This is a genomic window from Limosilactobacillus difficilis (assembly GCF_947387495.1).
GTDB classification, from domain to species: domain Bacteria; phylum Bacillota; class Bacilli; order Lactobacillales; family Lactobacillaceae; genus Limosilactobacillus; species Limosilactobacillus difficilis.
Window position 1 is genome coordinate 1 of record NZ_CANDNU010000029.1, and the last position, 23,746, is coordinate 23,746.

23 protein-coding genes are annotated in these 23,746 nt (G+C 49.0%); 11 read left to right on the forward strand and 12 right to left on the reverse strand.

Annotation, left to right across the window (positions count from 1 at the left end; translation table 11 throughout):
* Positions 1–167: 167 nt before the first annotated feature.
* From QOR82_RS06240 to QOR82_RS06260, 5 genes are all read right to left on the reverse strand, one after another.
* Complete coding sequence (locus QOR82_RS06240; RefSeq protein ID WP_283583918.1) at positions 168–884, reverse strand: transaldolase family protein; 717 nt, start codon at positions 882–884, stop codon at positions 168–170.
* A gap of 221 nt (positions 885–1,105) precedes the next feature.
* On the reverse strand, positions 1,106–2,545 hold the full coding sequence (gndA, locus tag QOR82_RS06245) for an NADP-dependent phosphogluconate dehydrogenase (protein WP_283583919.1): 1,440 nt from the start codon (positions 2,543–2,545) through the stop codon (positions 1,106–1,108).
* A gap of 124 nt (positions 2,546–2,669) precedes the next feature.
* Complete coding sequence (gene zwf, locus QOR82_RS06250) at positions 2,670–4,181, reverse strand: glucose-6-phosphate dehydrogenase (RefSeq protein WP_283583920.1); 1,512 nt, start codon at positions 4,179–4,181, stop codon at positions 2,670–2,672.
* A gap of 153 nt (positions 4,182–4,334) precedes the next feature.
* On the reverse strand, positions 4,335–4,724 hold the full coding sequence (locus tag QOR82_RS06255) for a hypothetical protein (protein WP_283583921.1): 390 nt from the start codon (positions 4,722–4,724) through the stop codon (positions 4,335–4,337).
* Between the two features lie 79 nt (positions 4,725–4,803).
* Complete coding sequence (locus tag QOR82_RS06260; RefSeq protein ID WP_283583922.1) at positions 4,804–5,964, reverse strand: CynX/NimT family MFS transporter; 1,161 nt, start codon at positions 5,962–5,964, stop codon at positions 4,804–4,806.
* Positions 5,965–6,188: 224 nt separating this feature from the next.
* Between QOR82_RS06260 and QOR82_RS06265 the strand changes: the two genes are divergently transcribed.
* Complete coding sequence (locus tag QOR82_RS06265; RefSeq protein ID WP_283583923.1) at positions 6,189–6,626, forward strand: VOC family protein; 438 nt, start codon at positions 6,189–6,191, stop codon at positions 6,624–6,626.
* Positions 6,627–6,689: 63 nt separating this feature from the next.
* Here QOR82_RS06265 and nrdI read toward each other — a convergent pair whose 3' ends face one another.
* Positions 6,690–7,178, reverse strand: coding sequence for a class Ib ribonucleoside-diphosphate reductase assembly flavoprotein NrdI (nrdI, locus tag QOR82_RS06270; RefSeq protein WP_283583924.1), 489 nt, complete (start codon positions 7,176–7,178; stop codon positions 6,690–6,692).
* Between the two features lie 106 nt (positions 7,179–7,284).
* The gene (locus tag QOR82_RS06275) at positions 7,285–8,679 is read right to left on the reverse strand and encodes a hemolysin family protein (protein ID WP_283583925.1); all 1,395 of its coding nucleotides are present in this window, start codon (positions 8,677–8,679) and stop codon (positions 7,285–7,287) included.
* A 178-nt stretch (positions 8,680–8,857) separates the two neighbouring features.
* On the opposite strand from QOR82_RS06275, the gene QOR82_RS06280 reads away from it, so the two are divergent.
* From QOR82_RS06280 to QOR82_RS06290, 3 genes are read left to right on the forward strand one after another with little or no spacing between them, the layout of a single operon-like run.
* Positions 8,858–9,724 carry a multidrug ABC transporter ATPase gene (locus QOR82_RS06280; protein WP_283583926.1) on the forward strand — a complete coding sequence of 289 codons (867 nt, stop codon included), beginning with the start codon at positions 8,858–8,860 and terminating at the stop codon, positions 9,722–9,724.
* 21 nt (positions 9,725–9,745) lie between these two features.
* Positions 9,746–10,294 (forward strand): NAD(P)H-binding protein, encoded by a 549-nt coding sequence (locus QOR82_RS06285; protein WP_283583927.1) that lies wholly within the window; start codon positions 9,746–9,748, stop codon positions 10,292–10,294.
* Entirely contained in the window at positions 10,284–10,811 is a 528-nt protein-coding gene (locus QOR82_RS06290) for a DUF1836 domain-containing protein (protein ID WP_283583928.1), read from the forward strand. The genes QOR82_RS06285 and QOR82_RS06290 overlap by 11 nt, the downstream gene beginning before the upstream one ends.
* 57 nt (positions 10,812–10,868) lie before the next feature.
* Here the strand turns inward: QOR82_RS06290 and QOR82_RS06295 are convergent, their stop codons facing one another.
* A complete protein-coding gene (locus QOR82_RS06295) occupies positions 10,869–12,305 on the reverse strand; it encodes a C69 family dipeptidase (protein ID WP_283583929.1) in 1,437 nt (478 codons plus the stop codon).
* A gap of 35 nt (positions 12,306–12,340) precedes the next feature.
* A complete protein-coding gene (locus QOR82_RS06300; protein ID WP_283583930.1) occupies positions 12,341–12,841 on the reverse strand; it encodes an aminoacyl-tRNA deacylase in 501 nt (166 codons plus the stop codon).
* Positions 12,842–12,984: 143 nt separating this feature from the next.
* Here QOR82_RS06300 and QOR82_RS06305 point away from each other — a divergent pair, with 143 nt between their 5' ends.
* The 3 genes from QOR82_RS06305 to ptsP all read left to right on the forward strand — a co-directional run bounded on the left by QOR82_RS06305 (position 12,985) and on the right by ptsP (position 18,253).
* Positions 12,985–13,713, forward strand: a complete 729-nt coding sequence (locus tag QOR82_RS06305) for a GntR family transcriptional regulator (protein WP_283583931.1) — start codon at positions 12,985–12,987, stop codon at positions 13,711–13,713.
* A gap of 270 nt (positions 13,714–13,983) precedes the next feature.
* On the forward strand, positions 13,984–16,362 hold the full coding sequence (locus QOR82_RS06310; protein ID WP_283583932.1) for a phosphoketolase family protein: 2,379 nt from the start codon (positions 13,984–13,986) through the stop codon (positions 16,360–16,362).
* Positions 16,363–16,525: 163 nt separating this feature from the next.
* Positions 16,526–18,253 carry a phosphoenolpyruvate--protein phosphotransferase gene (gene ptsP / locus QOR82_RS06315; protein ID WP_283583933.1) on the forward strand — a complete coding sequence of 576 codons (1,728 nt, stop codon included), beginning with the start codon at positions 16,526–16,528 and terminating at the stop codon, positions 18,251–18,253.
* A gap of 158 nt (positions 18,254–18,411) precedes the next feature.
* On the opposite strand, the gene QOR82_RS06320 is transcribed toward ptsP, so the two are convergent.
* A complete protein-coding gene (locus QOR82_RS06320) occupies positions 18,412–18,861 on the reverse strand; it encodes a universal stress protein (protein WP_283583934.1) in 450 nt (149 codons plus the stop codon).
* Positions 18,862–18,976: 115 nt separating this feature from the next.
* Between QOR82_RS06320 and QOR82_RS06325 the strand changes: the two genes are divergently transcribed.
* The 3 genes from QOR82_RS06325 to QOR82_RS06335 are packed head-to-tail and all read left to right on the forward strand — an operon-like array spanning position 18,977 to position 21,039.
* Positions 18,977–20,095 (forward strand): L,D-transpeptidase family protein, encoded by a 1,119-nt coding sequence (locus QOR82_RS06325; protein WP_283583935.1) that lies wholly within the window; start codon positions 18,977–18,979, stop codon positions 20,093–20,095.
* 22 nt (positions 20,096–20,117) lie between these two features.
* Positions 20,118–20,534, forward strand: a complete 417-nt coding sequence (locus QOR82_RS06330) for a hypothetical protein (protein ID WP_283583936.1) — start codon at positions 20,118–20,120, stop codon at positions 20,532–20,534.
* Positions 20,515–21,039, forward strand: coding sequence for a hypothetical protein (locus QOR82_RS06335; protein WP_283583937.1), 525 nt, complete (start codon positions 20,515–20,517; stop codon positions 21,037–21,039). Before QOR82_RS06330 ends, QOR82_RS06335 begins: the two co-directional genes overlap by 20 nt.
* 248 nt (positions 21,040–21,287) lie before the next feature.
* Here the strand turns inward: QOR82_RS06335 and QOR82_RS06340 are convergent, their stop codons facing one another.
* Complete coding sequence (locus tag QOR82_RS06340) at positions 21,288–22,139, reverse strand: SAM-dependent methyltransferase (protein WP_283583938.1); 852 nt, start codon at positions 22,137–22,139, stop codon at positions 21,288–21,290.
* Positions 22,140–22,150: 11 nt separating this feature from the next.
* A complete protein-coding gene (locus QOR82_RS06345) occupies positions 22,151–22,561 on the reverse strand; it encodes a helix-turn-helix domain-containing protein (protein WP_283583939.1) in 411 nt (136 codons plus the stop codon).
* A gap of 145 nt (positions 22,562–22,706) precedes the next feature.
* Here QOR82_RS06345 and QOR82_RS06350 point away from each other — a divergent pair, with 145 nt between their 5' ends.
* Positions 22,707–23,666 carry an alpha/beta hydrolase gene (locus tag QOR82_RS06350; protein ID WP_283583940.1) on the forward strand — a complete coding sequence of 320 codons (960 nt, stop codon included), beginning with the start codon at positions 22,707–22,709 and terminating at the stop codon, positions 23,664–23,666.
* The last annotated feature ends 80 nt before the right edge of the window (positions 23,667–23,746 follow it).

A 23,746-nucleotide genomic window follows, 5' to 3' on the forward strand; every position in this document is an offset into this window, starting at 1 on the left:
TTTGGTTATTAAACTAATTCTACCCGTTATGGGTTATTTTTTTAATTTATGTTGCACTTGAATTGTAAATTCTCAGTTTAAAAAAACAGAATAATTGTGGCAATAAAAAAGCCCCGCTAAAAAGCGGAGCTTAAGGGGGTTAGTTAAGGATTAGCTAACTTATTTAATTAGTCCAAGATGCTGAAGCCAAGGGACTTGATGTCCTTGTTGAAGCCATCAACGGTGTTCTTTGAGATTTCCATTGGAGTTTGGCCACGCTTAGCGTTGAACTTTTCAAGAATTGCAGGTGGAACGGTGATGATGTCAACACCCATCTTTTGTGCGTCAAAGATGTTGGCTACTTCACGAGTTGAAGCCCAGAGAACTTCACACTTAGGAAGCTTGTGTGCGTATTCAACAGACTTCTTAACAAAGTCAACCCATTCGTTACCAGCGTCAGCAACACGGCCAACGAAGATTGACATGTATGAAGGAACGTTAGGGTCAACTGCTTCAGTAGCTGCCTTAACTTCGTCAGCAGTAGCAATGGCAGTAACGTTAACCTTGATGCCTTCGTGTGAAAGGCTGCTGATAACCTTGGTGTTAAGTTCACCCTTTTCGTTGCATACAGGAACCTTAACAAAGACATTGTCGCCAAGGGCGGTAATCTTGTGAGCTTCCTTCAGCATAGTTTCAGGGTCAGTGCTGAATACTTCGAATGAAATACTGTAGTTAGGGAAGTCCTTTACAGCTTCAGTGGCAAAGTCCATGTAGTTCTTGATGCCCGCACGCTTCATCAGTGATGGGTTAGTGGTGAAGCCCTTAAGGTAGTCGTGCTTAGCCATCTTCTTCATGTCGTCAAGTACGGCACCGTCTGAATATACCTTGATCTTAAGATCCTGCATTATTATTTCCTCCAATTATGCATGAAAGTAAACAGTGTACTGAGTTGAAAGATTAACTTTTGTACGTTTCCTATTGTCTGCGTCCAGCCGCCATTTGTCAACCACATTGTGCTATGAAAGCCCTTTCCTGGGCAAATTTAATTGGCTGGCTTGGGCTTTACCCACAAATTATGGTAAAGAAAGCTGGGGGCAACGGTGATTTGACCAATAATGGAAATTAATTATTGTTCTTCGTACCAGCTGTAGTGGAAGTTGCCTGGGCGGTCAACCCGTTCGTAAGTGTGAGCACCGAAGTAGTCACGCTGTGCTTGCAGCAGGTTAGCCGGCAGCACGGCAGCCCGGTAGGAGTCGTAGTAGTTGATGGCAGCTGACAGGGCTGGGGCCGGAATTCCGGCCTTAACAGCCAGAGCCACAACGTCCCGGATCGCCAACTGGTACTTCTTGGCGATGTCTTTGAAGTAGTCATCCAGCAGCAGGTTCTTCAGGTCAGGGTTCTTAGCGAAGGCGTCGGTGATCTTTTGCAGGAATTGAGCGCGGATGATGCAACCTTCGCGCCAGATCTGCGCTAATTCGCCAAACTTCAGATCCCAGTTGTAGTGTTCAGCGTCAATGCGCATTTGTTCGAAGCCCTGGGCATAGGACATCACCTTACCGAAGTAGAGGGCTTGGCGAATCTTTTCCACTAATTCTTTCTTTTCGTCGGCGGACAGTTCAGGAGCGTTGGTTTCCTGCGGCAATTCCTTGTTAGCTGCCAGGCGTTCTTTCTTCATCATCGAAATGTAACGTGCGTAAACCGCTTCGGTAATGACAGATTGTGGAGCGCCGTTATCGAGAGCAGTTTCGGAAGACCACTTGCCAGTTCCCTTGTTAGCACCGCGGTCAAGGATCATGTCAACGATCGGCTTGGACTTGTCGGCACCTAGATCGTCCTTGCGAGTGAGAATATCAGCGGTGATGTTGATCAAGTAGCTGTTCAGTTCGCCCTGGTCCCATTCGTGGAAGGTAGCGGCAATATCGTCAACTGACATCTTCAAAACGTTACGCATGATGTTGTAACTTTCGTCGATCAGTTCCTCGTCACCGTATTCGATCCCGTTGTGGACCATTTTGACGTAGTGACCGGCACCATTAGGACCGATGTAGGTAACACACGGCTTGCCGTCCTTAGCCTTCGCTGCAATCTGGGTCAGAATTGGGGCAACCAAATCATAAGCTTCCTTTTGACCGCCGGGCATCAGTGATGGACCGTGAAGAGCACCTAATTCACCACCGGAAACGCCCATGCCGATGAAGTTAATCCCAGACTTGTCCAGCTTGGCGTTGCGGGCCATGGTGTCGTGGAAGTTGGTGTTCCCACCGTCGATCAGGACATCACCCTTGTCTAGCAACGGCAGCAGTTCATTGATGACAGCATCGGTCGCTGCCCCGGCCTTGACCATCATCAAGATTCGCCGAGGGGTTTCTAGCGACTTGACGAAGTCCTCAATCGTGTAGCTTGGAATTAACTTCTTGTCGCTGTGGTCCTTCATCATTTCGTCGGTCCGGTTGCGGTGGCGATTGTAGACACCAACCGTAAACCCACGACTTTCAATGTTCAAAGCGAGGTTTTTCCCCATGACAGCTAAGCCGACAACACCAATTTGTGCTTTTTGATCAGACATCAAATTCACGCTCCTTAAATGATTTATTTGTATTATAGCAAACAACGAATTTTTAGCATAATAAAGTCACATGTAATATTTGAGATCAGAATTATGCGATTATTGAAATGATTTTTTGATAAAGTTATTTATTGTTAATTTCGTTCTGGTGGTTTTTAGCTTGGTAAACCCAGTGCCGGCCATCGCGAGCTAAGAGGTCATCGGCCGCTTTTGGCCCCATTGTCTTTGGCTGGTAGTTCGGGAAGTCAGGTTCTTCGATGTCCCAAAGATGACGGATCACGTCGATGAACTTCCAGGAGTAGGCGATCAGTGGCCAAGAAGCGAAGTTCGTGTGGTTGTTCTCTAGAGCATCGAGGAAGAGCCGTTCGTATGGACCAGGCGTTTCATCATGGAATTCGTCGCTTTGCTTATAGTCGAGGTCGACCGGAATAGTGGTGAAGCCTTGGCCCGCGCTTTTGGCGTTCAGGCGCAGCGAGAAGCCGGAGGTTGGTTCAACGTAAATGGTTAAGACGTTGGAACGCAGGTTTTGGGTGTCGTCTTCGTAACCGTGCGGGTTCTTAAAGATGTCCAAAACCGGCTTCTTGAAGACAATATCAATCCGGGTGAATTTGTCGGCTAACTTCTTCCCGGTCCGGATGTAGAACGGGACACCATACCAACGGTAATTGTCAAACATCAACTTGCCGGCCACGAAGGTTTCGGTATTAGAGTGCGGGTTGACGCCAGGTTCTTCACGGTACTGGTGACCGCCCTCGCCATCAGCTTCGTATTGACCACGGACAAAGTTGGCGTCGGCTTCGGACGGGGTGTACTTGCGCAGACTCCGCAGAGCCTTTACCTTTTCGGCCATTACATCGCGGTCAGTAAAGGCAACGGGTTCTTCCATTGCTAACTGAGCCACGATTTGCATAATGTGGTTTTGCACCATATCCCGCAGGGCACCAGAATCATCATAGTAACCGGCCCGTTCTTCAACCCCAAGGTCTTCACTCAGGGTCACTTGGATGTTATCGATGTAGTTGTTGTTCCACATGGATTCGATAATCGGGTTGCCGAAGCGAAGGGCTTCAATGTTTAAGATCATTTCCTTGGCCAGGTAGTGGTCAATCCGGAAAATTTGGTCGTCGCGGAAGGTTTCAGACAGTTCGTCATTCAGTTTCTTAGCTGATTCGAAGTCATTGCCGAACGGTTTTTCAATAATCAAACGGTTGAAGCCGTTGCTTGGCTTCAAGTGCTTGTTATTCAAGTTGCGGGCAATAGTGCCGAAGAACTGGGGAGCCACTGACATATAGAAGAGGCGGTTGCCTTCAGCACCGAACTTTTCGTCAAGGTCAGCAATGCGCTTGTAGAGGACCTTGTAGTGTTCAGCGTCGGTGACGTCATGTGACTGGAAGAAGAAGTGGGTAGCGAATTGGTCGGCCTGACCCGGCTTATTTTCTTTGACACCACTAACTGATTCCTTAACGATTTTTTGGAATTCTTCGTCGCTCAGCGGGTGACGAGAGGTACCGAGTAAGGCAAAGTGTTCACCCAGGTAGCCCTTTTTGTAGAGCTCAAACAGTGAAGGGTATAACTTGCGTCTTGCAAGGTCGCCAACACCCCCGAACAGGGTGATAACTACACGATTTTCTGACAATTCAATCACTCCTTCAAAAGATTAGACGGATGGATTAATTAAAATTTTGCGTCCCTTATTATAGACTTTCCGGTAGGCAAATGCACGAAAATGTCCTTCCGACGGTTAATAATATAGACCTTCGAGCTAGCTTTAACGCAAGGGATCCGCCAATTAATTTGACAAAACGACGCTACGTAGAATGTTCAGGGGAAGCTGGCAGTAATGGCGATCCACTTTTTTGATCACCACCCGATCGGCGTTGACACCCATCACTTGGCCATCGACGGCCAGCGGTCGCTGGTTTTCATCTAAAATATTGAGTTGGATATGGACCGAGATTTGCTGCTGCCATGCACGCTCCAGATACTGGCTTAATTCTGCCGGGGGTTGGGCAGCCCTTAGCCGTTCGGGTTGCTTTGCCTGGTTCCGCTGGAGTGCCGAAGTGTGGTCGGATAAGAAAAAGCCTTGCCATTTCAACATTCCCCGGTCATGGTAGTGATGAATAAAAAAATGCTGAGCAAGTTGCTCAGCTTCGTCGATTGGATATTGTGGTAATTTCAATGTTGCTGCGCCTCTGAATCGTTGCTAGAACAAATGTTCGATAACAATATAACACAGTCACAGCGGTTGCGCCTAGTCCCTAGATCAATTTTTGCTTCTCAGTGATTAAACCGGCAACGATGAAGACGATGGTCACGATAAGCATCACGATTTCACTGAGTAACCAGTTACTGGTGCTGGCTTTCAGCTGGCCGATTACCACTGGTCCGAGGGCAGCAAGCAGGTAGCCCAGTGATTGAACCATTCCGGACAAGGAGCTGGTGTCGGCGGCGTTAGTGGTCTTCAGACTGAAGAGGGCCATGGTGAAGGAAAAGGTGCCGGCCGTGCCGAGTCCGAGCAAGGCACTGATCAAGGCGTAGTAAACAAAATTATGGATGGGCAGCGTCAAAAAGACGGTCCCGATAATGACGAGGATGCCGGTCCCCAGGACCAGCACTTGGCGCCGTTGCAGCTGGGCAGCCCAAACGGGAACCAGGAAGGAAGCTGGGAGAGAGAACAGCTGGAAGAGACTGGCGATGACGCTGGCACTGCTGTGACTCATTCCCGCACTTTCGGCCATGGCCGGGAGCCAGGCTACGACAGTGTAAAAGATAAAAGAGGAGGCGCCAAAGTAGACCAACATGGCCCAGGCACGGGGATTTTTCCACATATTGGCCCCTTTGGCAGCTGTTTGCCGATCTCGGTGGTTAAAACGTAGGTTAGGCAGCCACAGGAGCAGGGTGACCAGCGGGAGCAAGCTGAGAATTGTGACAGCAAAGTGCCAACCAGCTGCCTGGGCTAGCGGGGTGATTACGTAGGCCCCGATAGCACTGAAGAGGGAGAGCGCTACGTTGTAGAGACTGGTCATCGATCCCACTCGTGACGGCAAGTTATCGGTAATGAGGGCTGGCAGAAGGACGTTGATAAAGGTAATGGCGACCCCAACCAGGATGGTTCCCCAAATGAGCATCGAATAATTGAAGATCCGCAGCCATGAGCCGATGGTGAGCAGGGCGAGGCTAACCGCGATAGTCACCTCATTGCCCCAACGTCGACTCAGTGCCGGGATGACGACCGAAAAAAGGCCGAAACAGAGGAGTGGGATCGTCGTCAAGATTCCGAGACTGGTTTCAGGGATGTTAAACGACTGGGCGATCTCTTTGACAATTGATGGAATGGAAGTAATTGGAGTCCGCATGCAAGCGCCGAGTAAAAAGATACCAGGAATCAGCAAACGGCTATGGCGAATTGAATTATTCATTAGATGTGCTGTCCTTTCGTTGTTCCTAAACTCAGGCCATTATAGCACAGAAGATAGTTTGATAAAACGTTTTACATAGTAATTTGACTACTCTGGGGACTGTTTAAATCGATGGGGATACAGGTTGGCGAAGAACCTTAAGGAAGTGGTTGCTAGTTGTCGACGGTTTGACGGAGTCCGCTTTCCCACATATAATCAACTTGTGAATTAAAACGGAGGAAATTATGAACGCAAAATTATACCCATACCTGACTTTTGAAAATGCTGGGGAGGCCCTTCAATATTACCAAGAAGAATTTGGTGCGACGATTTTAAGCGAAAGGCCTTTTACGAAAGAACAGGCTGAGCATTTAGGCTTGCAGGTTGATGATCTATCAGCGACGACGGCATATGCCGAGTTCAGCATTGCCGGTCAGCGTTTGGTCTGTGCCGATGCCATCATGGGTCAGCCCCAGTCGTCATCACAAGTTGCTATTATGTTGGACTTTGGTGATGATGAAGGCTCCGCTAAGTCATTTTTTGAGCGGGTCAGCGCCTCGGACCAGCAACGAGTGACGATTCCTTTCGGCCCCTATCAGTTAGGCGGCAAACTTGGTTACATTGTCGATCGCTTCGGCATTAACTGGGCAATTTGTGCTGGTTTAGTGAACCAGGAGGACTAAAGTAAAACGCCCATCGCTTGGCATCTGCCAAGTGATGGGCGTTTTTTTTGTGTTGTCCCAAGTTTATTGGTCCTTGGAATCGCTTTTCTTTTCAACTTCTTGAATTCGTTTGACCAAAATTTCGTAGACTCGCTCGACGTCTTTGGAAGTCCCGCGCAGCTCGTAGTCAGCTAAGAACGGCGCGTTAAAACGGTAAGCGTACATCCGGGCAGTCAGACAATACTGCTCGTTGAAATTCTTATTGCCGCTGCCGACGATGCCTAAACATTTGTCAGCATTGTGGTTGGACGCGATGTATTCCCCCAGTGAATTGGTCATCAGTTCCGTATAACCGGAGTCAATCCCGTTGCCACCATCGAGGTAGGTAGGGACGAAGACAAAGAAGGGCTTGCTTTCCGGTGCCGGAATGGTTTGATTAGTAATTTCACGAAGGGTAATTTCCGCGTTTTTCGGGTTAATGCTATGTTGTTGTTTCGCGAAGGCTTGGAGGTGAGTTAAAAAGGACCGCGTATTGCCTTCGATTGAAATATAAAGAATATTGATAGCTGCCATTGGAAATCCTCTTCTACAAAATTATTGTTGTTAGTTACTTTGTGTCACTAAAACATTATAATCCATTTTGCCCTCTTGTGGGTTCGCCTTTCCAGAACCAGCAGAATTAATTTGGTTGTTGGTCCGTCTTGGCGGATTGGTCGGCTTGTTTCCCCTGGTCAGGGTGGTTATTTGCGGAGGCGGTCAGCTTAACGTTGATCCACAAGACGAAAGAGTTTTCGTACTTGGTAATCGTGATAAGAAAGTCGTGGAGCTTGATTTGATCACCCTCGTGAATGTGTGGGTGGGCCTGGAGCAGGTAGCCGGAAATAGTGACTGAGTTGGTTTGCTCAAATTCTTTGTAATCGACATTGAAGTAGCGTTCAAAGTCGTAAATGGTCGTTTTGCCGGCGACGTCAAAGCTGCCATCATCCCGTTTTTTAATGATGTCGTCGGAAACGTTGTCGATTTCATCCCGGACAGTTCCGAACAGTTCTTCGTAGATATCTTTATCGGTGACGATCCCGCTGGTGCCACCATACTCGTCGACTACGACGACCATTGGCGTTCGCGTCCGAATCATTTGCCGCAAAATATCGGTAATCAGGGTATTCTCCAAAGTAGTTGGCAGGTGCCGAATCAGTTTAGTCAACGGAACATTCGGGTTAGAACGGCTTTGCCGAATCAGGTCGTAGTTAAAGACATAACCGAGAATCTTATCCTTATTATGATCAGCGACAACTGGCAGGCGGCTGTACTGGCTTTGAACGTAGAGCTTAATGGCGTCTTCCAGTGAATCATCGACATCGATCACCGTCAGCCGCGTTCGGTCGATCATCACGTCATGGGCGGTTTTGTCTGTGAAATCAAAGGCTCGCTCCATATAGACCAGGTCAGCCCGGTCCATTTCACCGCCACGGACCGCATTCCGGGAAAGGCTGATGATTTCGCCCTGGGAGAGAACCTGTTTATTTTCGTCGGCTGGCTGCAGGCCGAAGAGTTTTACGATACCGTTCGCCGAAACGTTGAGCAACCACACGAAAGGATAGAAGAGAACGTGGAAGTAATGAAGTGGTGTGACCACGATCATTAGGATCTTGACCGGTAAATCAATCGCGATGTTTTTCGGCACAATTTCTGTCAAAACCACTTCAAAGTAGGTCAGGATGATCACGCCAAGCACTGAGCTGATCGCATGAACCGCGCCGTTGTTTAGTTGTAATTGCGGTGCTTTGAAGAGGGTTGCCAGCAGAGACTCGATGGTGTCTTCACCGACCCAACCAAGGATGATCCCGCAGACCGAGGTCCCAACCTGGGTAGTTGATAGATACTCGGTTAGATTGGTTACCATGTTCAAAGCGCGATTGATTTTTTGCGAAGGCTTCTTGCGCTTCGCTTGTATCTCGCGCAGAGCGGTGACCCGGGTTTGCACCAGAGCAAATTCTGCAAAGACAAAAAACGCAGCAAAGATAAATGTAACGATGATAATAGCAAAATTGCTTAATATCTGACCGTCGTCCAATTTAATGATTCCCCGTTTCTTATAACAAAGTTAGTTTTTAGTGACTATTCACACTAGTATATCACGCTTGTTTATTATTGCCGATAGTTCACCGGATATTCACGGCTTCCCCGCTGGCTATTAGCTAGTCTTGTGTATTATTATATAAAGTAAAGCAAATCATCGAGGGGGAAATATCGTGGCAGAAATAATTGCTGATGGGGTTAGCCTGGCGGCCCAGAACGGAACAAGACTGACGGACGCAAACTTTGAGTGGCGGTCGCCTAACCTGATTGCACTGTGTAGCAATGATTCGGAGCTGCTGGTAACGATCACGGCTGCCGTCAGCGGTCAACTGCCTTTGGGGGAAGGCCAATTGACGGTTGATGGCCGGGAACCATCATCTTTCGGGCGCCATGGTGATCAGGTTATCGCCTGGGTCACTGACCGGTCGATGAAGCCGCGGCTGCGGGTTGATAAACTGATCAGTCGTTTGCTGAAGCGAGAATCGCGGGCAGTGTCGGAACAACAAGCACAAGCAATTTTGACCGAGCTGGGAATTCCAACGACAGTACGTTGCCGAGATTTAGATGAGCAGCAGCACCTACTTCTGGAGTTAGCTTTGCCAGTCTTGGCCAAGCGGCGTTTCATCATGTGTGACCAGCGTTTTGACAAGCTTGAGTCCGCCAACGTGACGCGGGCATGGTCGCTGTTGCGTGATTACTCCCGGAAGACCAACTCGCTGGTCATGATGGCCAGTGATGACGTAACGACGATGCTGAAGTGGGCTGACGCGATCTATTACTTTGACCGGGGACATCTGACGTCAACCCGTCAACTGCCAACCCATGACAGCAGCGATTGCGTAGTGACAGTCACCGGCACCGGTTTTCCAGCAGAGACAGCCGAAAAACTTGGTGCCCAGATGCTGGAAGAAGCCCCGAACGAAACCCGGATGCTTTTCTCTGGCAATATCCAAGCTTTGTTGCCATTACTGGAGCAAAATACCATTACCGACGTCCGGATTACCGATGCGTCGATTAAGGATGAACTGATGGCCTACTAACAATAATAAGAAGATGAAGGGATGCAAATGGTACTGGAGATCGTAAACCAACACCAAGAAGACTTGGCCCAAGCCGTCATTCGGGAATTGAGGCCGCGCGCGGTCGGGATTCAGCCGAATTTTGATGCACAATTGCCGCCCGCTGCGACGCTCTGTTGGCTTCCTGCCGTGATGGCTCCCGTGGATGAACTGGTCAACGGCCTGGTGAGTTATGTTGACCAAAGCCCGGTGCCGTCGCAAAAGCTTGTCGTCCTGACTGCCGCGGGAATTTGCGGCGATTTGACGAGTGAGCAGGAGCAGCAGCTTTATGGTAAACACTATGAGGACGTGATTTATGCTCACCAGTACGCGGTTAAGATGATTGACGAATTAGAGCTGCCTTATACCGCCGTGCGGGTTCCCGAAGTTATCCCAGAGAAAACGAAAGCAGCGGTGACGGCCGAGGGTGAACCACTGGCTGGCTTGCAGGTTGGTCGCCAACAGCTTGCATCCTTATTAGCAACAGCCATGACAACCGATCGCTACGTGAATCAGTCGATCGGGCTAGGAGGACAAAAAAATGACAATTAGTGAAGAATATCAAGAATGGGAGCGCCGGTTAAGCAAGATCAGTTTTGGGCATTGGGACGACTTGCCGGGGATTGATCTCTACGTTGACCAGGTCGTCGCTGTCGTCAATGAACAGCTCAATACCCTAGGCCTCGTAGACGTTACCCGGTCGATGATTAATAACTATGTCAAGCATGGCCTCGTCCTGGCGCCAGTTAAAAAGAAGTACGCCCGTTTTCAAATTGCGACGATTCTCACGATTTCCCTCTTTAAAAACTTATACTCTCTTTCTTCCATCAGTACCGCCATCAGTCAGCTGACGCTTAATAATTATCCCCAGCAGATCTACAATCGCTTCATCGACCTCCTCAATGCGAAGTTAGCGAACCAACCCGCTCCCCACAACCAGGATTTGGTCGAGACTAATGAACAGATGCTGAATTTAGTGGTGAACGCCTTTGTTTACCGTCTCCGCTCAGCTGAAATGCTCCGTCTGATGGCCAAATACCAGCACCCGCAACCGATTAAGAAAAATTAAAAAAACGCTCCAGCCGTCCAATTGTGGTCGCTGGGGCGTTTTGTGTCTTGCTTTGTTTTACAAATTTTCGTCCATCTGGAAGGTCAGCTTGGAGAGTTCAAGCCCCTGCATGGTCAAGTCAGCCATCAGTTTCTTGGTCCGTTTGGCCATCTCGGCAACCAGTTGATGTTCGGCCTGGCTGAGGAAGGCGTTGACCTTATCTGCATCCATTTCGGCAACCTGGGATGCAGTCTTGTCAACCCAGCTGTGGAACAACTGGCGGGCATCCTTCAGGTAGTCGAGGTCGGGCTTAGAGAATTCAGCGTGGTGGCTTTCCACTAGCATCGAGAGTCCCCGGTACATCCAGTAGGCACTCTTCAGGTCCATGTTCATCTTCATTGGTGTCTGCCGGTAGGACTCGTCGATATCAGCAGCATTGTTGAAGAACGGGACGTAAGGAGTAAACGATGGGATACCGACACAGAGCCAAAGAATGGCAGAAGCGGTATCTGGCAAGTCGGGACGTACTTGCAGGACATGGGAGTTCTGGGTGCGATTCAGGGAAATTGGCCGGAAGAAGTGCTTTTGTTCTTCGGTACCCAGCCGCCCGAGTGGATCGTAAGGTGTGCCCTGGTAATGGCTGCTGAGGACGCGCTGTACTTCTTCCAGGGTAATCTTGTGACTGGCCCGCATGATAAACGGCAGGTCGAAGTCCAGCGGATCGAGCTTGACGTCTGGACTCAAGACCTTGTGGCCATACCATTGGCGGCAGGTGTTGTAGTGTTGGTCAAAAACGTCGGCCGTTCCGAAGATCCGCCGGAAGTTCCAGCCGTGGAGGTCCGGGTTGAGGTGGTGCTGTTCTACGAAATCGCGGATGTGGTTGGACCACATGAAATTGTCTCGGTCGTCGAAGTTAACTTCCTGGATGGCAATCCGGTTACCGGTGACGGCGAAAGAATCATCGGGGATCCGTTCAGCAACCCAGCAGTGACCAGTAACGATCTCCATGTACCAGATCTCGTCCTTATCGATGAAGATTACACCGTTGCTTTCGGCGGAACCATAGCGGGCCACTAACTGTCCCAGATACTGAACCCCTTGGCGAGCACTGTTAATGAAGGGAAGGGTCGTGGCGACGATGGCGTCTTCGTTGATCCCACTCTCGGTGTTCAGGGGATCGGCGGCCAACGCCCGTTCGTTAGCGTAGACACTCTCCGTGGCACTCATACCGACGTTTTTTTCGTTAAAGCCACTTTCGTCATACGTCCCCTCGTTCTTGAGGTCGACGTTCGGGACCCCCTGATAACGATAGCCGTCAGCCGGCCGTTCGCCGATGAAGTGGTTGAGGTAGGCCTTTACCTGGTTGGGCTGGTCATGGTAGGCCGGGTAAGAAACTAGACGAACGGGATTTAAGGGTTTACCAGTGTCGTCATTGCGGGCTGCCATCGTTGAACCGTCAATGCTGGCGTCCTTTCCGACCAAAACAGTGGTACATGCAGAACGTTTTCTATCCATAGTGATTACCGCCTTTCGAAAATTAAAATGCTAAGCTATTTTTGCTGCAAATCAGCAAACTGGGCGTGAACTAATTGGGCGAGGTCCTCCGCGTTTACCTTGACGGAACGACCAATCTGTCCCGCGGAAACGTAGATCTCCCCGCTGACTTTAGCGTCATTGTCGATGAAGATCGGGTAGTGGTATTTTTCGTAGATCCCGACGGGAGTGTTGGCCCCATGAACGTAGCCAGTTGTTGCTAGTAATTTTTTTAGCGGGACCATTTCTACCTTCTTATTCCCCGAAACCTTGGCCAGGGCCTTTTCATCTAGGTGGGTATCGATTGGGACGACCCCGACGAGGGGACCGGTGGTCTTACCAGAAAGCACTAAAGTCTTGTAGATTTGGTGTTCATCCAGTGAGCCGTGGTCGACCGTCAGAGTGCGGACATCACCATCCTGGTGGGTTGGAAAAACTGCCGATTCATACGAAATTTTATTTTTGTCCAGTATTTGCTCCACCTGGGTCTTTTTGAGCCGCTTTTTCTTTTTACTCATGCAGTGCAGTTCCCCTTTCAAACAAATAATTTTAGTTCTGGGACGGACCAATTTTCTCCGAAATGCAACCCATTACTAAATGTCTGTTATACTATTAATAATTATATCATTAACCGTCGGAAGAAAAAGGAGACATAAACACGATGGCAGATTTGGTGTATCGCAAGGTAATGCGGGATATCAAGAAGAGAATCCTGAATAGCGAGTATCCAGAAATGAAACTTCCCGATGAGCGAACGCTTAGCAAAATTTATAAGGTAAGTCGCAGCTCCATCAAGCGGGCTCTCGGGATCCTGGCCCAGCAGGGGATTATTTTCAAAAAGCGGGGTTCAGGGACCTTCATCAACCCCCTTTATCTGAAGAACCGGGCAATGTTCAATTACGAAGGCAGCAATATCGGGATTACGGATAGTTTCCAGCTGGATGGAAAACAGCAGGGGATCCAGTTGCTGGACTACAAGGTCATCCCAGCCAGCGCTGAAATTCAACAAGACTTGTTCCTGGAACCGGATGAATTTGTCTATAAGATCCGACGTCTTCGTCTGGCAGATAATGATCCCTTCATTATTGAAACGGGTTATATTCCCATTCGAATTGCCCCAACCTTGTCACCAGCCGTTGTTAAGGGTTCAATTTTTAACTACCTAGAAAAAGATAAGGGTAAGGCGGTGACCCGCTCCTTTATGACTATTTCCGTCTCCCCGTCCCAGCACCAGGACCACCAGTACCTTAATCTCAGGGTTGAGGAGCCGGTTGCACTTATGGAAGGGATCTTTTTCTTAGATGACGGAACACCTTTTGAAGTTTCCAACATGCGGGTCCACTACAAGTACATGAAATACAACACTTTCGTGAACTTAAATGAAGAATAAGCGGTATTTTTACAAGATTATTTTGGAAGCGGTCAAGCTGGTCAAAATGTTGGGACGGCCCAATTGTTTTTGATGATGTCAGGGCCAAATTGAAACGGGAAGATATACGGGTGCAAATGGTATAGTGAAGCGCTTCGATAATTGGACCGTATCAATTCCAAAAGAGGTTGACTTATGGAAGAATTGCGTTATGATACTTAGTGTAAATTGATTAAATGATTTACGCTGTGTCAGCTTAAACAGATTTGATTTAAGGAGTGTTTATCTAAGATGGCAGTTGATTACGATTCCAAGCAATACTTGGAAAGTGTTGATGCTTACTGGCGTGCTGCTAACTACCTTTCAGTTGGTACGCTGTTCTTGATGCATAACCCACTGCTCCGTCGTGACCTGAAGGCTTCAGACGTTAAGCCTAAGCCAATTGGTCACTGGGGCACTATTGTTCCACAAAACTTCATTTACGCACACTTGAACCGTGTGATCAAGAAGTACGACCTGAACATGTTCTACATTGAAGGTTCCGGTCACGGTGGCCAAGTTATGGTTAACAACTCATACCTGGATGGTTCATACACGGACATTTACCCAGAATACACCCAGGATGAAGAAGGTATGGCAAAGCTGTTCAAGCACTTCTCATTCCCTGGTGGGACTGCTTCACACGCTGCACCTGAAACTCCAGGTTCAATCCACGAAGGTGGGGAACTTGGTTACGCACTGTCACACGGTGTTGGTGCTATCCTTGATAACCCTGACGTTATCGCTGCTGTTGAAATCGGTGACGGTGAATCAGAAACTGGCCCTCTGGCAACTTCATGGTTCTCCAACCGTTTCATCAACCCAGTTAAAGACGGCGCCGTTCTTCCAATCGTTCAAATCAACGGCTTCAAGATCTCAAACCCAACTATCATCTCTCGGATGAGCGATGACGACCTCACCAAGTACTATGGTGGGATGGGCTGGGACCCTCACTTTGTCAATGTTTACGGCAAGTCCCACATGGAAGCCCACGAAGAAATGGCTAAGACGATGGACGCTGTCATCACTGAAATCAAGGACATTCAAAAGAATGCTCGTGAAAACGATGACGAAAAGATGCCTCGTTGGCCAATGATCGTGCTCCGTGCACCTAAGGGCTGGACTGGTCCAAAGAAGGACCTGGATGGCAACCCGATTGAAAACTCATTCCGTGCCCACCAGATTCCAATTCCGGTTGACCAAGCCCACATGGAACACAAGGACATGCTTGTTGACTGGATGAAGTCATACAAGCCTGAAGAACTGTTTGACGAAAACGGTCACCCAGTAGACCTCGTCGAAGAAAACGTTCCAACTCCTGACCAACGTATGTCCACTAACCCAATCACTAACGGTGGACTTGACCCTAAGCCACTGAACCTGCCTGACTACCGCAAGTTTGCCATCAAGTTTGACAAGCCTGGTTCGATTATCAAGCAAGACATGATCGAATGGGGCAAGTGGTTGGCTGAAGTTTCCAAGCTGAACCCAACTACTTTCCGTGGCTTCGGTCCTGACGAAACTAAGTCTAACCGGATGTACGCTCTCCTTGACGACTCCAAGCGTCAATGGGAAGCAGACATCGAAGAACCAAACGACGAAAACCTGGCACCTCAGGGTCGTGTGATCGACTCACAACTGTCAGAACACCAGTGTGAAGGCTTCCTTGAAGGTTACACTCTGACTGGTCGTCACGGTTTCTTCGCAACTTACGAATCATTCAGTCGTGTTGTTGACTCAATGCTGACTCAACACATGAAGTGGATGCGTAAGGCTCAAGAAAACTACTGGCGTAAGGACTACCCAGCTCTGAACTTCATTAACACTTCAACTGTGTTCCAACAAGACCACAACGGTTACACTCACCAAGATCCAGGTCTGTTGACTCATATGTTCGAAAAGAACCGTCCAGACTTGGTACACGAATACCTGCCAGCCGACACCAACGAACTGCTGGCTGTTGGTAACAAGGCATTCAACGACACTGAATGCATCAACATCATTGTTACCTCCAAGCACCCACGTCCGCAATGGTTCTCCATCGATGAAGCTACTGAAATCGTTAACAACGGTTTGAAGTACATCGACTGGGCATCTACTGACCAAGGTTCCGAACCAGACGTTGTCTTTGCATCAACTTGCACGGAACCAACTGAAGAATCACTGGCAGCTATTGAACTGCTGCACAAGAACTTCCCTGAACTGAAGATCCGTTACATCAACGTTGTTGACATCGACCGTCTCCAGACTCAGAAGGTTAACAAGAACGGTCTGTCTGACCAAGAATTTGATGACCTGTTCACTACTGACAAGCCGATCATCTTCGCATGGCACGGTTACGACTCAATGATCAAGGACATCTTCTTTGACCGTCACAACCACAACATTCACGTACACTGCTACGAAGAAAATGGTGACATCACCACTCCATTCGACATGCGTGTTCTGAACGAACTTGACCGTTGGCACTTGGCTAAGGACGCTATCCAAAGTATCCCTGGCTACGCTGAAAAGTCAGCTTCATTCTGCCAGAAGATGGATGACATGGTTGCAAAGCACAACCAATACATCCGTGACGAAGGTACTGACCTTCCTGAAATCAAAGACTGGAAGTGGCATGGCCTTAACTAAACTCACCCCTGAGTTTGATTAATCTCAACCGCTAACCAAAATGACCCTCTAGAGTTCTCTAGGGGGTCGTTTTCTTTTCCTAGTTTTTTCTTGAAAACGGTTGTATAATGATAAGCACTACGGTACATTTAATGTATTTCATGAGAGATGTAAGGAGGACATTATGTCAAAAATTGTTAAAGGGATTGCCGCAAGTGATGGGATTGGGATTGCCAAAGCCTACTTGTTAGTTGATCCTGATCTCAGCTTTGACAAGAAACAGATTAGTGATACCGATGCCGAGTTTGCTCGGGTAACCAAGGCCTTTGATGCCTCGATCGACGAATTGAGCACGATCAAGGAAAACGCCAAGGGTCGTCTTGGTGATGACGAATTAGCTGTCTTTGACGCCCACATTGCGATTCTTTCCGACCCTGAAATGAAGAAGCAGATTCAGGGCGAAATTGAATCAAAGAAGGTTTCAGCTGAAGAAGCCACTAGTGATGTCATGAATGGCTTTGCCGAAACTTTAGCAGCGATGAAGGACAACAAGTACATGCAAGAACGTGCTGCCGACGTAAAGGACGTTTCCAAGCGTGCCTTGAGCCACCTGCTCGGCAAGCAATTGCCAAACATTGCCGCAATTGACGAACCGGTAGTGATCATTGCTCATGAAATTACGCCTTCTGATACTTCTCAAATGGACAAGAAGTACGTCAAGGGGATTGCTACAGACATGGGTGGCCGGACTAGTCACGCTGCGATCATGTCCCGGACGTTGCGGATTCCTGCTATTGTTGGTTCTGAATCTATTACTGCCGACGTTCAAAATGGCCAGACGGTCATCGTTGACGGCCTGCACGGTGAAGCAATTGTTGATCCTTCCGCTGATGAGGTTAAGGAATACCAGGCTAAGGCAGCTGCCTTTGAAAAGGAACGTGCTGAATGGGCCAAGTTGGTCGACGCTCCTTCCAAGTCTAAGGACGGCAAGGACTTTGAGATCTGCGCAAACATTGGGACTCCTGACGACGTTGCTGACGCTGTCAAGCAGGGTGCCGATGGAGTTGGCCTTTTCCGTTCCGAATTCCTGTACATGGGATCCGACCACATGCCAACCGAAGACGAACAGTTCCAGGCCTACAAGAAGGCCGTTCAAGGGATGAATGGCAAGGCTGTTGTTGTTCGGACTCTGGACATCGGTGGTGACAAGCCGCTGACCTACCTGCCACTTCCGGAAGAAATGAACCCATTCCTGGGTTACCGGGCTATCCGGATTTGTCTGGACCGGACGGAGATCTTCAAGACCCAGCTACGGGCCTTGATCCGGGCTTCTGAATTTGGTCCAATCCAAATCATGTTCCCAATGATTGCCACCCTGCAAGAATTGCTCGACGCCAAGAAGATCTTCAACGAATGCAAGGAAGACCTGCAAAAGGATCATCCTGATCTCGGCGACAACATCAAGCTCGGTATGATGATCGAAGTGCCACTGGCAGCGATCTATGCCGACGAACTGGCCAAGCACGTCGACTTCTTCAGTATCGGGACTAATGACTTGATCCAATACTGCTTTGCTGCTGACCGTGGGAACGATTCTGTTTCTTACCTCTACCAGCCATTGAACCCGGCTCTGCTGCGGTTGATCAAGCACGTGATTACTTCTGCTCACGCTCATGGTACCAAGGCTGCGATGTGTGGTGAAATGGCCGGCGATCAGTTGGCTCTGCCATTGCTGATGGGGATGGGCCTGGACGAATACTCGATGAGTGCAACGTCCATTTTGCGGACCCGGAGCATGATGGCCAAGCTGGACACCAAGAAGTGTGCTGAACTGGCTGACAAGGCAATCAACGACTGCCACACGACGCCAGAAGTTCAAAAATTAGTGAAAGATGAATTAGGCCTGGACTAACTTCACCGAGGAGTTTACAGACTATTAATTAAGTAAGTGTCTGTCAATTGTCGGATCAAGAATCTGACGAGGGACGGGCGCTTTTTTAGTGGGGCAAAAGAAAACGGTACTGATGAAAATATCAGTACCGCAGGGCGACCGAATTAACGGGTGGGTCTTTAATGGGTCACAATAACGTCACACGGGGCGTTACGTACCACGTAAGGGGTGACGGAACCGCCCAGCATCCGTTCGACACTGGATAAGCCGGTAGCGCCGATCACGATCAAGTCATTGTGGTGATCCCGCAGGAAGTCGCGGGCAATCACCCGTTTCGGGTTGCCGAAGCGAACGTGGATCGAAACGTCATCAAGGCCATTCTTTTTGGCTCGCCGTTTCAGGTCGTTTAAGCGGGCCTCGGTTAAAGTCACGAGGTTGTATGCCTGATCACCGCTGATCGACTGTGCCTTGGCATAACCATCGTTGATCTGGTTAATCTGAACCACATTCAGTAAATCGAGGTGGGCATGGTTGCGTTTGGCAACCGCCGTGGCGTGATCCACGACGCGTGCGGTCACTTTAGAACCGTCCACTGGTGCCAAAATTCGTTGATAATGAATTTGCTCCATTAATTAATAACTCCTCTTACTATCTAGTAGCTTTTTGCACTTAATTATACTATGAAATATGGTAAAATAACCGTATCTATGTAAAACTCAATTTGATTTTTAGGAAGTGGATACTTTGAAGAGGAACAAGAACCTGATTATCGGGCTCGTTATTCTGTTAGTAATTGTTCTATTCGGTGGTTATCAAATGCGGGCACGCACTCATTTCCGCCACAATGTCACGATTAATGGGATTAACGTTGGGGGGATGACCGTTTCCCAAGCACAATCAAAAGTCAATGCCAATCAGGAAGGAAAATTGGTCTTTCAGAACGGCAAGGTTGTGCGTGATAAAAAGTTGGGGTCTGAACAGAAACTCTCCACTACTGATATCCAAAAAATGTTTAACGACCAGCGGCGGATGCTGCCTGGTCGGGCACAGCATTTCCAGAAATATTACCAGGGCACCCAGAGTTCGAAGACTCATCTCCAAGCTCTGGTTGGCCGGAAGGTTAGCTACAATTTGAACGGCAGCACCTACACTTTCAAGGCCAACGACTTGTTAAACGGGACGACCTACGAAGATGGTGCTTATCACGTTAACCCCGCTGCAATCACGAGTCAGCTAAATAAGATCAATAGTGAAAAATCGACGATGGGTAAGACTTACCACGTAACGACGCCGGAAGGGGTTAAATCAGTCAAGGCGAAGACCTATGGCTGGGATATTGATGTTTCAAAGGCCTCTAATGCCATCGCCAACGCCCTGACCACTAACAAGCAGAGTGTTAACGGCGGCAACTACCTGAAGGGGAACGCCTTTAACATCTACGGCACCGGTTATGGTGTCAAGGCTAATGGCGGTATCGGTAAGAACTACGTTGCCGTTTCTCTGGCCAAGCAGCACCTGTGGGTTTACAAAAATAACAAGGTCGTTACCAGCATTGACATCGTTTCCGGGACCAATAACGGTAACGACAATACCCCAACGGGTGTCTTCTACATTGGCTACAAACAGAGCCCGAGTGTTCTGCGGGGCAAGAACAGCAACGGTTCAGACTACGCCAGCAAGGTTAGCCGTTGGATGCCGTTTACCGAAGACGGTTGTGGGATCCACGATGCTAGTTGGCGGGATGACTGGAGCTCAAGCGCTTGGCAAAGCAATGGGTCTCACGGTTGCCTGAATGTTCGGCCAAGTCAAATTGACGAGGTTTGGAACAACGTTGATAAGGACGAACCCGTGGTTATCTTTTAATTGACACAAAGGGGAATTTTGGATGAAGAATGTATCAAAAGTCATTGCCTTTTCTCTGATCGCAATGCTCATCGCTTTGGTGATTGATCTGGTGATGTTTCACCAGACGGGGACCAATCTCCTGAGTGGGGAAGTGCTATGGCGAGCAGGACTGATTGTTGCTCTATGGGTTATCGTGACTGTCTTGGCGGCGTTGCGGATGCGCTTTTGCGGTTATGTGACGATCCTGGTGATGCTTTACTATGCAGCAGCAGATTTTGGCGGCTTCATCACCGTCAGCCCGAAATCCTCAGCTTACGGGCTGTCGATCGAAATTCTCAGCATCCTGGGGATTGTGATTAGCGTCGTCGGCATCTGGTACGGAATTCAGCAACGGCGGCAATATGATATTGACCGGATTAACCAGAGGGGATCAGCACATGGAAATCAGCGTAAGTGATTATTTAGCCCAGTTGAAGGCGGATCAAATTCACGGTGAACAGACTACGGTGACGGGGGCCAAGGTCCAGCGGGTCAAGGTTATCCAGACCGGCCTCACCTACGTCATCGAGCAGCTTGACAGCGGCTACCTGGCCAGTTACCAGTGGGACGTCAAGCTGGCCCACCAACAATCAGCGGTGATTCGTCTGGAAACCAATCTCATCAACATTCCGATGGGAGAAAGCGAGCGCTTGCTGCCGAAATTGATCGAGGGTGATGATCCACGGGCGGTTAACCTTTACCTCACCATCAAGAATGATGACGTGAACCGGTCTGGCTTTCGGATTGATCTTCTAGCGAGTGCGGATGAATTAAGCCAAAAGTCAGCTGCGGATTTCGTGAAATCTGCCCAGGAGTGGATCACGAGTCACCTGGCGATGATCAACGAAAACCGGCAGGCGGCAGCTGAAAAAGCAAAAAAGAAGCCGGCTAAGCGGACCAAGAGCAGCAAAAAGAGTAAATAGTTGCTTTTTAAGGTGTGCCGTGTTAGTTTAGATATTGCGATGAGTCGAGAGGTCAAGCAACCAACCCATAATTGGTTGTTCCGCGCGAGCGGAGATGATTTTTCGAGTGGGGCACGTTAACTCGCCGGATTGCGGGGTGCCCGGAGCAAGGCGTATGTGAACTGCGGCTTGTTCCTGAGATAATATCAAGACACAGAAAGAGGCGTTGGCAATGATTTGCCAGCGCCTCTTTTGTTATTACTGTTTGTTCAATGTGCCAAGTAGGCTTGTTCGTCGATCAAATCGAAAGACTGAAGCTCTTGGTTGACTTTTTCCAAACCTTTTTGCGAGAGCTTGGCATTCTGCCAAAATGCCGGGGAATTGGTGGCTCCGTCTTTTTCACCGATGACCAGGAGTTTAAGGTCGGGGAATTGCTGACGGATGAGCTGGAGGACGTCCATGTCGATGGTTAGTTTGTCAGGAGACCAGGACATGATAACGTACCTTGCTTGCTTGCCGTACTTATTGATGGCGGCCAGAGCGTCCAGCTTTTCAACATCCGTGACTGGGTGTCGGCCGGTTTGGTTTTCCTTAGTCCAGCCTTTACTATCGGTAGTCCAAATCTGCTGGCCAGGATTGAGGTTGGCTAGGCCGGCGGAGATGTAGCCATTGCCGGCCATGATCTCCAGTACGGGGGCACCGGCCAAGTATTCACTGAGGGCTTTGATGTAGCCGACGTTGACGTAGGACCACATTCCGTAGCGGTCTTCTAGGTAGTCCCGGTAGTTGCGCAACAGGCGATCAAGTTTGGGCAGGGCTTGATTGTACTGGTCCCACAGTTGGTCGCCTCGTTTATCGTGAGCCGGATATTTTTTCTGTAGTTTCTGGTAGACGAGGTCCTGGCTATTGTCGGGCAACAGCAGCTTTGGCAGTGGCTGGGGCAAAAGGCCCTGTTGGATCAGCCGATCGCTCTCCAAGACGTTATTGATCAACAACTTGATTTGGGGAATACCATCGAAAAGCTGGGCGTAGTGCTTCAGCTCGACGATGTAGTCTTCGGAATCTTGTTGCTGTTTTTGTTTTGCAAGTTTTTTCAGGCGTTTCAGTTGCTTTTTGTTCAAATCGCCGCCCCCTAGAAATGCAGGTTTAGTTCTTCTTGTTTGCCATAGAATTTGTCGGTATCCCGGCGGTTATTGCGACCCTTCAGGTAGCCGTCGATGAGCTGGAAGATTTCGTAACGATCTTCATCAGTTAATTTTTGGTGATTGAAAGTTAGGTTTTTGCCGGAAAAGAAGAGCTTTCCCAAATCATAGTCGTCACGTTCGCTGCGTCCGGTCAAGTAGTCCAGGCTGACGTCAAAATATTCCGCCAGTTTGCGGGCTTCGATATAGCTTGGTGTCCGGATGCCGCGTTCCCAGTTACCAATTTGTGAAGCAGTATTGGCGTGCTCGCCCGGTGCAAGGTGGGCGTTCAGTTCACTGGCTAGTTCTTTAAGGGTGATTTTTTGCCCCCGCCGGAGGGCCCGGAGCCTTTCTGGAAACATATTTACTCACTTCCTTTAATTGTTCTGATAACCTTTATTTTAAACCCCTCAACGAACATTTTCCACGGAGCGTGACCTGGCCGGGGAAAGATGATAAAATAGGCACTTAGTTTGATATTCAAAGGATTTAATGAGGAGGAAAATTATGCCTGCCACCGTACGTCAAAAAAGACGCTGGCCTAAAATTATCGCTTGGGTTGTGACCGCCATCATCGTGCTGGATCTAATCGGCGGTGCCGTCTTTTTCCAGATTGCGTTTGTTCGCAGTCACAAGAATTTTATCCGTCAACACCCGATTCGGCGGACGGACCGCTTATACAAAGAAGAAGTGTGGTTCCGCGACAGTCCCAAGCAGCACTGGGTGATGCGAGCTGCTAACGGACGAGATCGGCTAGTGGCGGACTACATTCCAGCCACCCACCGGACTGATAAAACAGCTCTAATTTGCCACGGCTTTATGAATCGTAAGGAGACGATGGGGGCTTACGCGACGATGTTTCACAAGATGGGCTATAATGTCTTGCTGCCCGATGCCCGTGCTCATGGCCAAAGTACGGGGAAATTGATCGGCTATGGCTGGCCTGAACGCAATGACCAGCGATTGTGGATCAAGCGTATTATCAAGCATAACGGCCAGGATAGCCGGATAGTGATGTTCGGCGTCAGCATGGGCGGAGCGACGACGATGATGACCAGCGGGCTCCACTTGCCGTCGCAAGTTAAATGTTTTGTCGAAGATTGTGGCTACAGTAGCGTGCTCGGTGAACTCAGCTACGAGGCCCAGGCTAGATACCACCTGCCGGCTTTTCTGACGGTACAGTTTGAGACGGCGATGAGTCTTTATAATCGCGCCCTCAACGGCTTCTTTTTGCGGCAAGCCAGCTCGACAGCGGCGTTGCATCACAACTATCGTCCGATGCTCTTCATTCACGGCGCAAGCGACACCTTCGTTCCGACCCGGATGGTTTACCAGAACTATCACGCTACACGCGGACCGCGGGAACTCTGGATTGTTCCGGGTGCCAAGCATGCCAGTTCTTACCAGACGCAACCCAGCCAGTATCAGCGCCACGTGCAGCGCTTTGTCAGTCGCTATGTCCATTAAAGCGGGGCTGTGACATAAGTCCCTAATAATAAAGAGAGATGGATAAATCCTTCGGATTTCATTCGTCTCTCTTTTCCTTT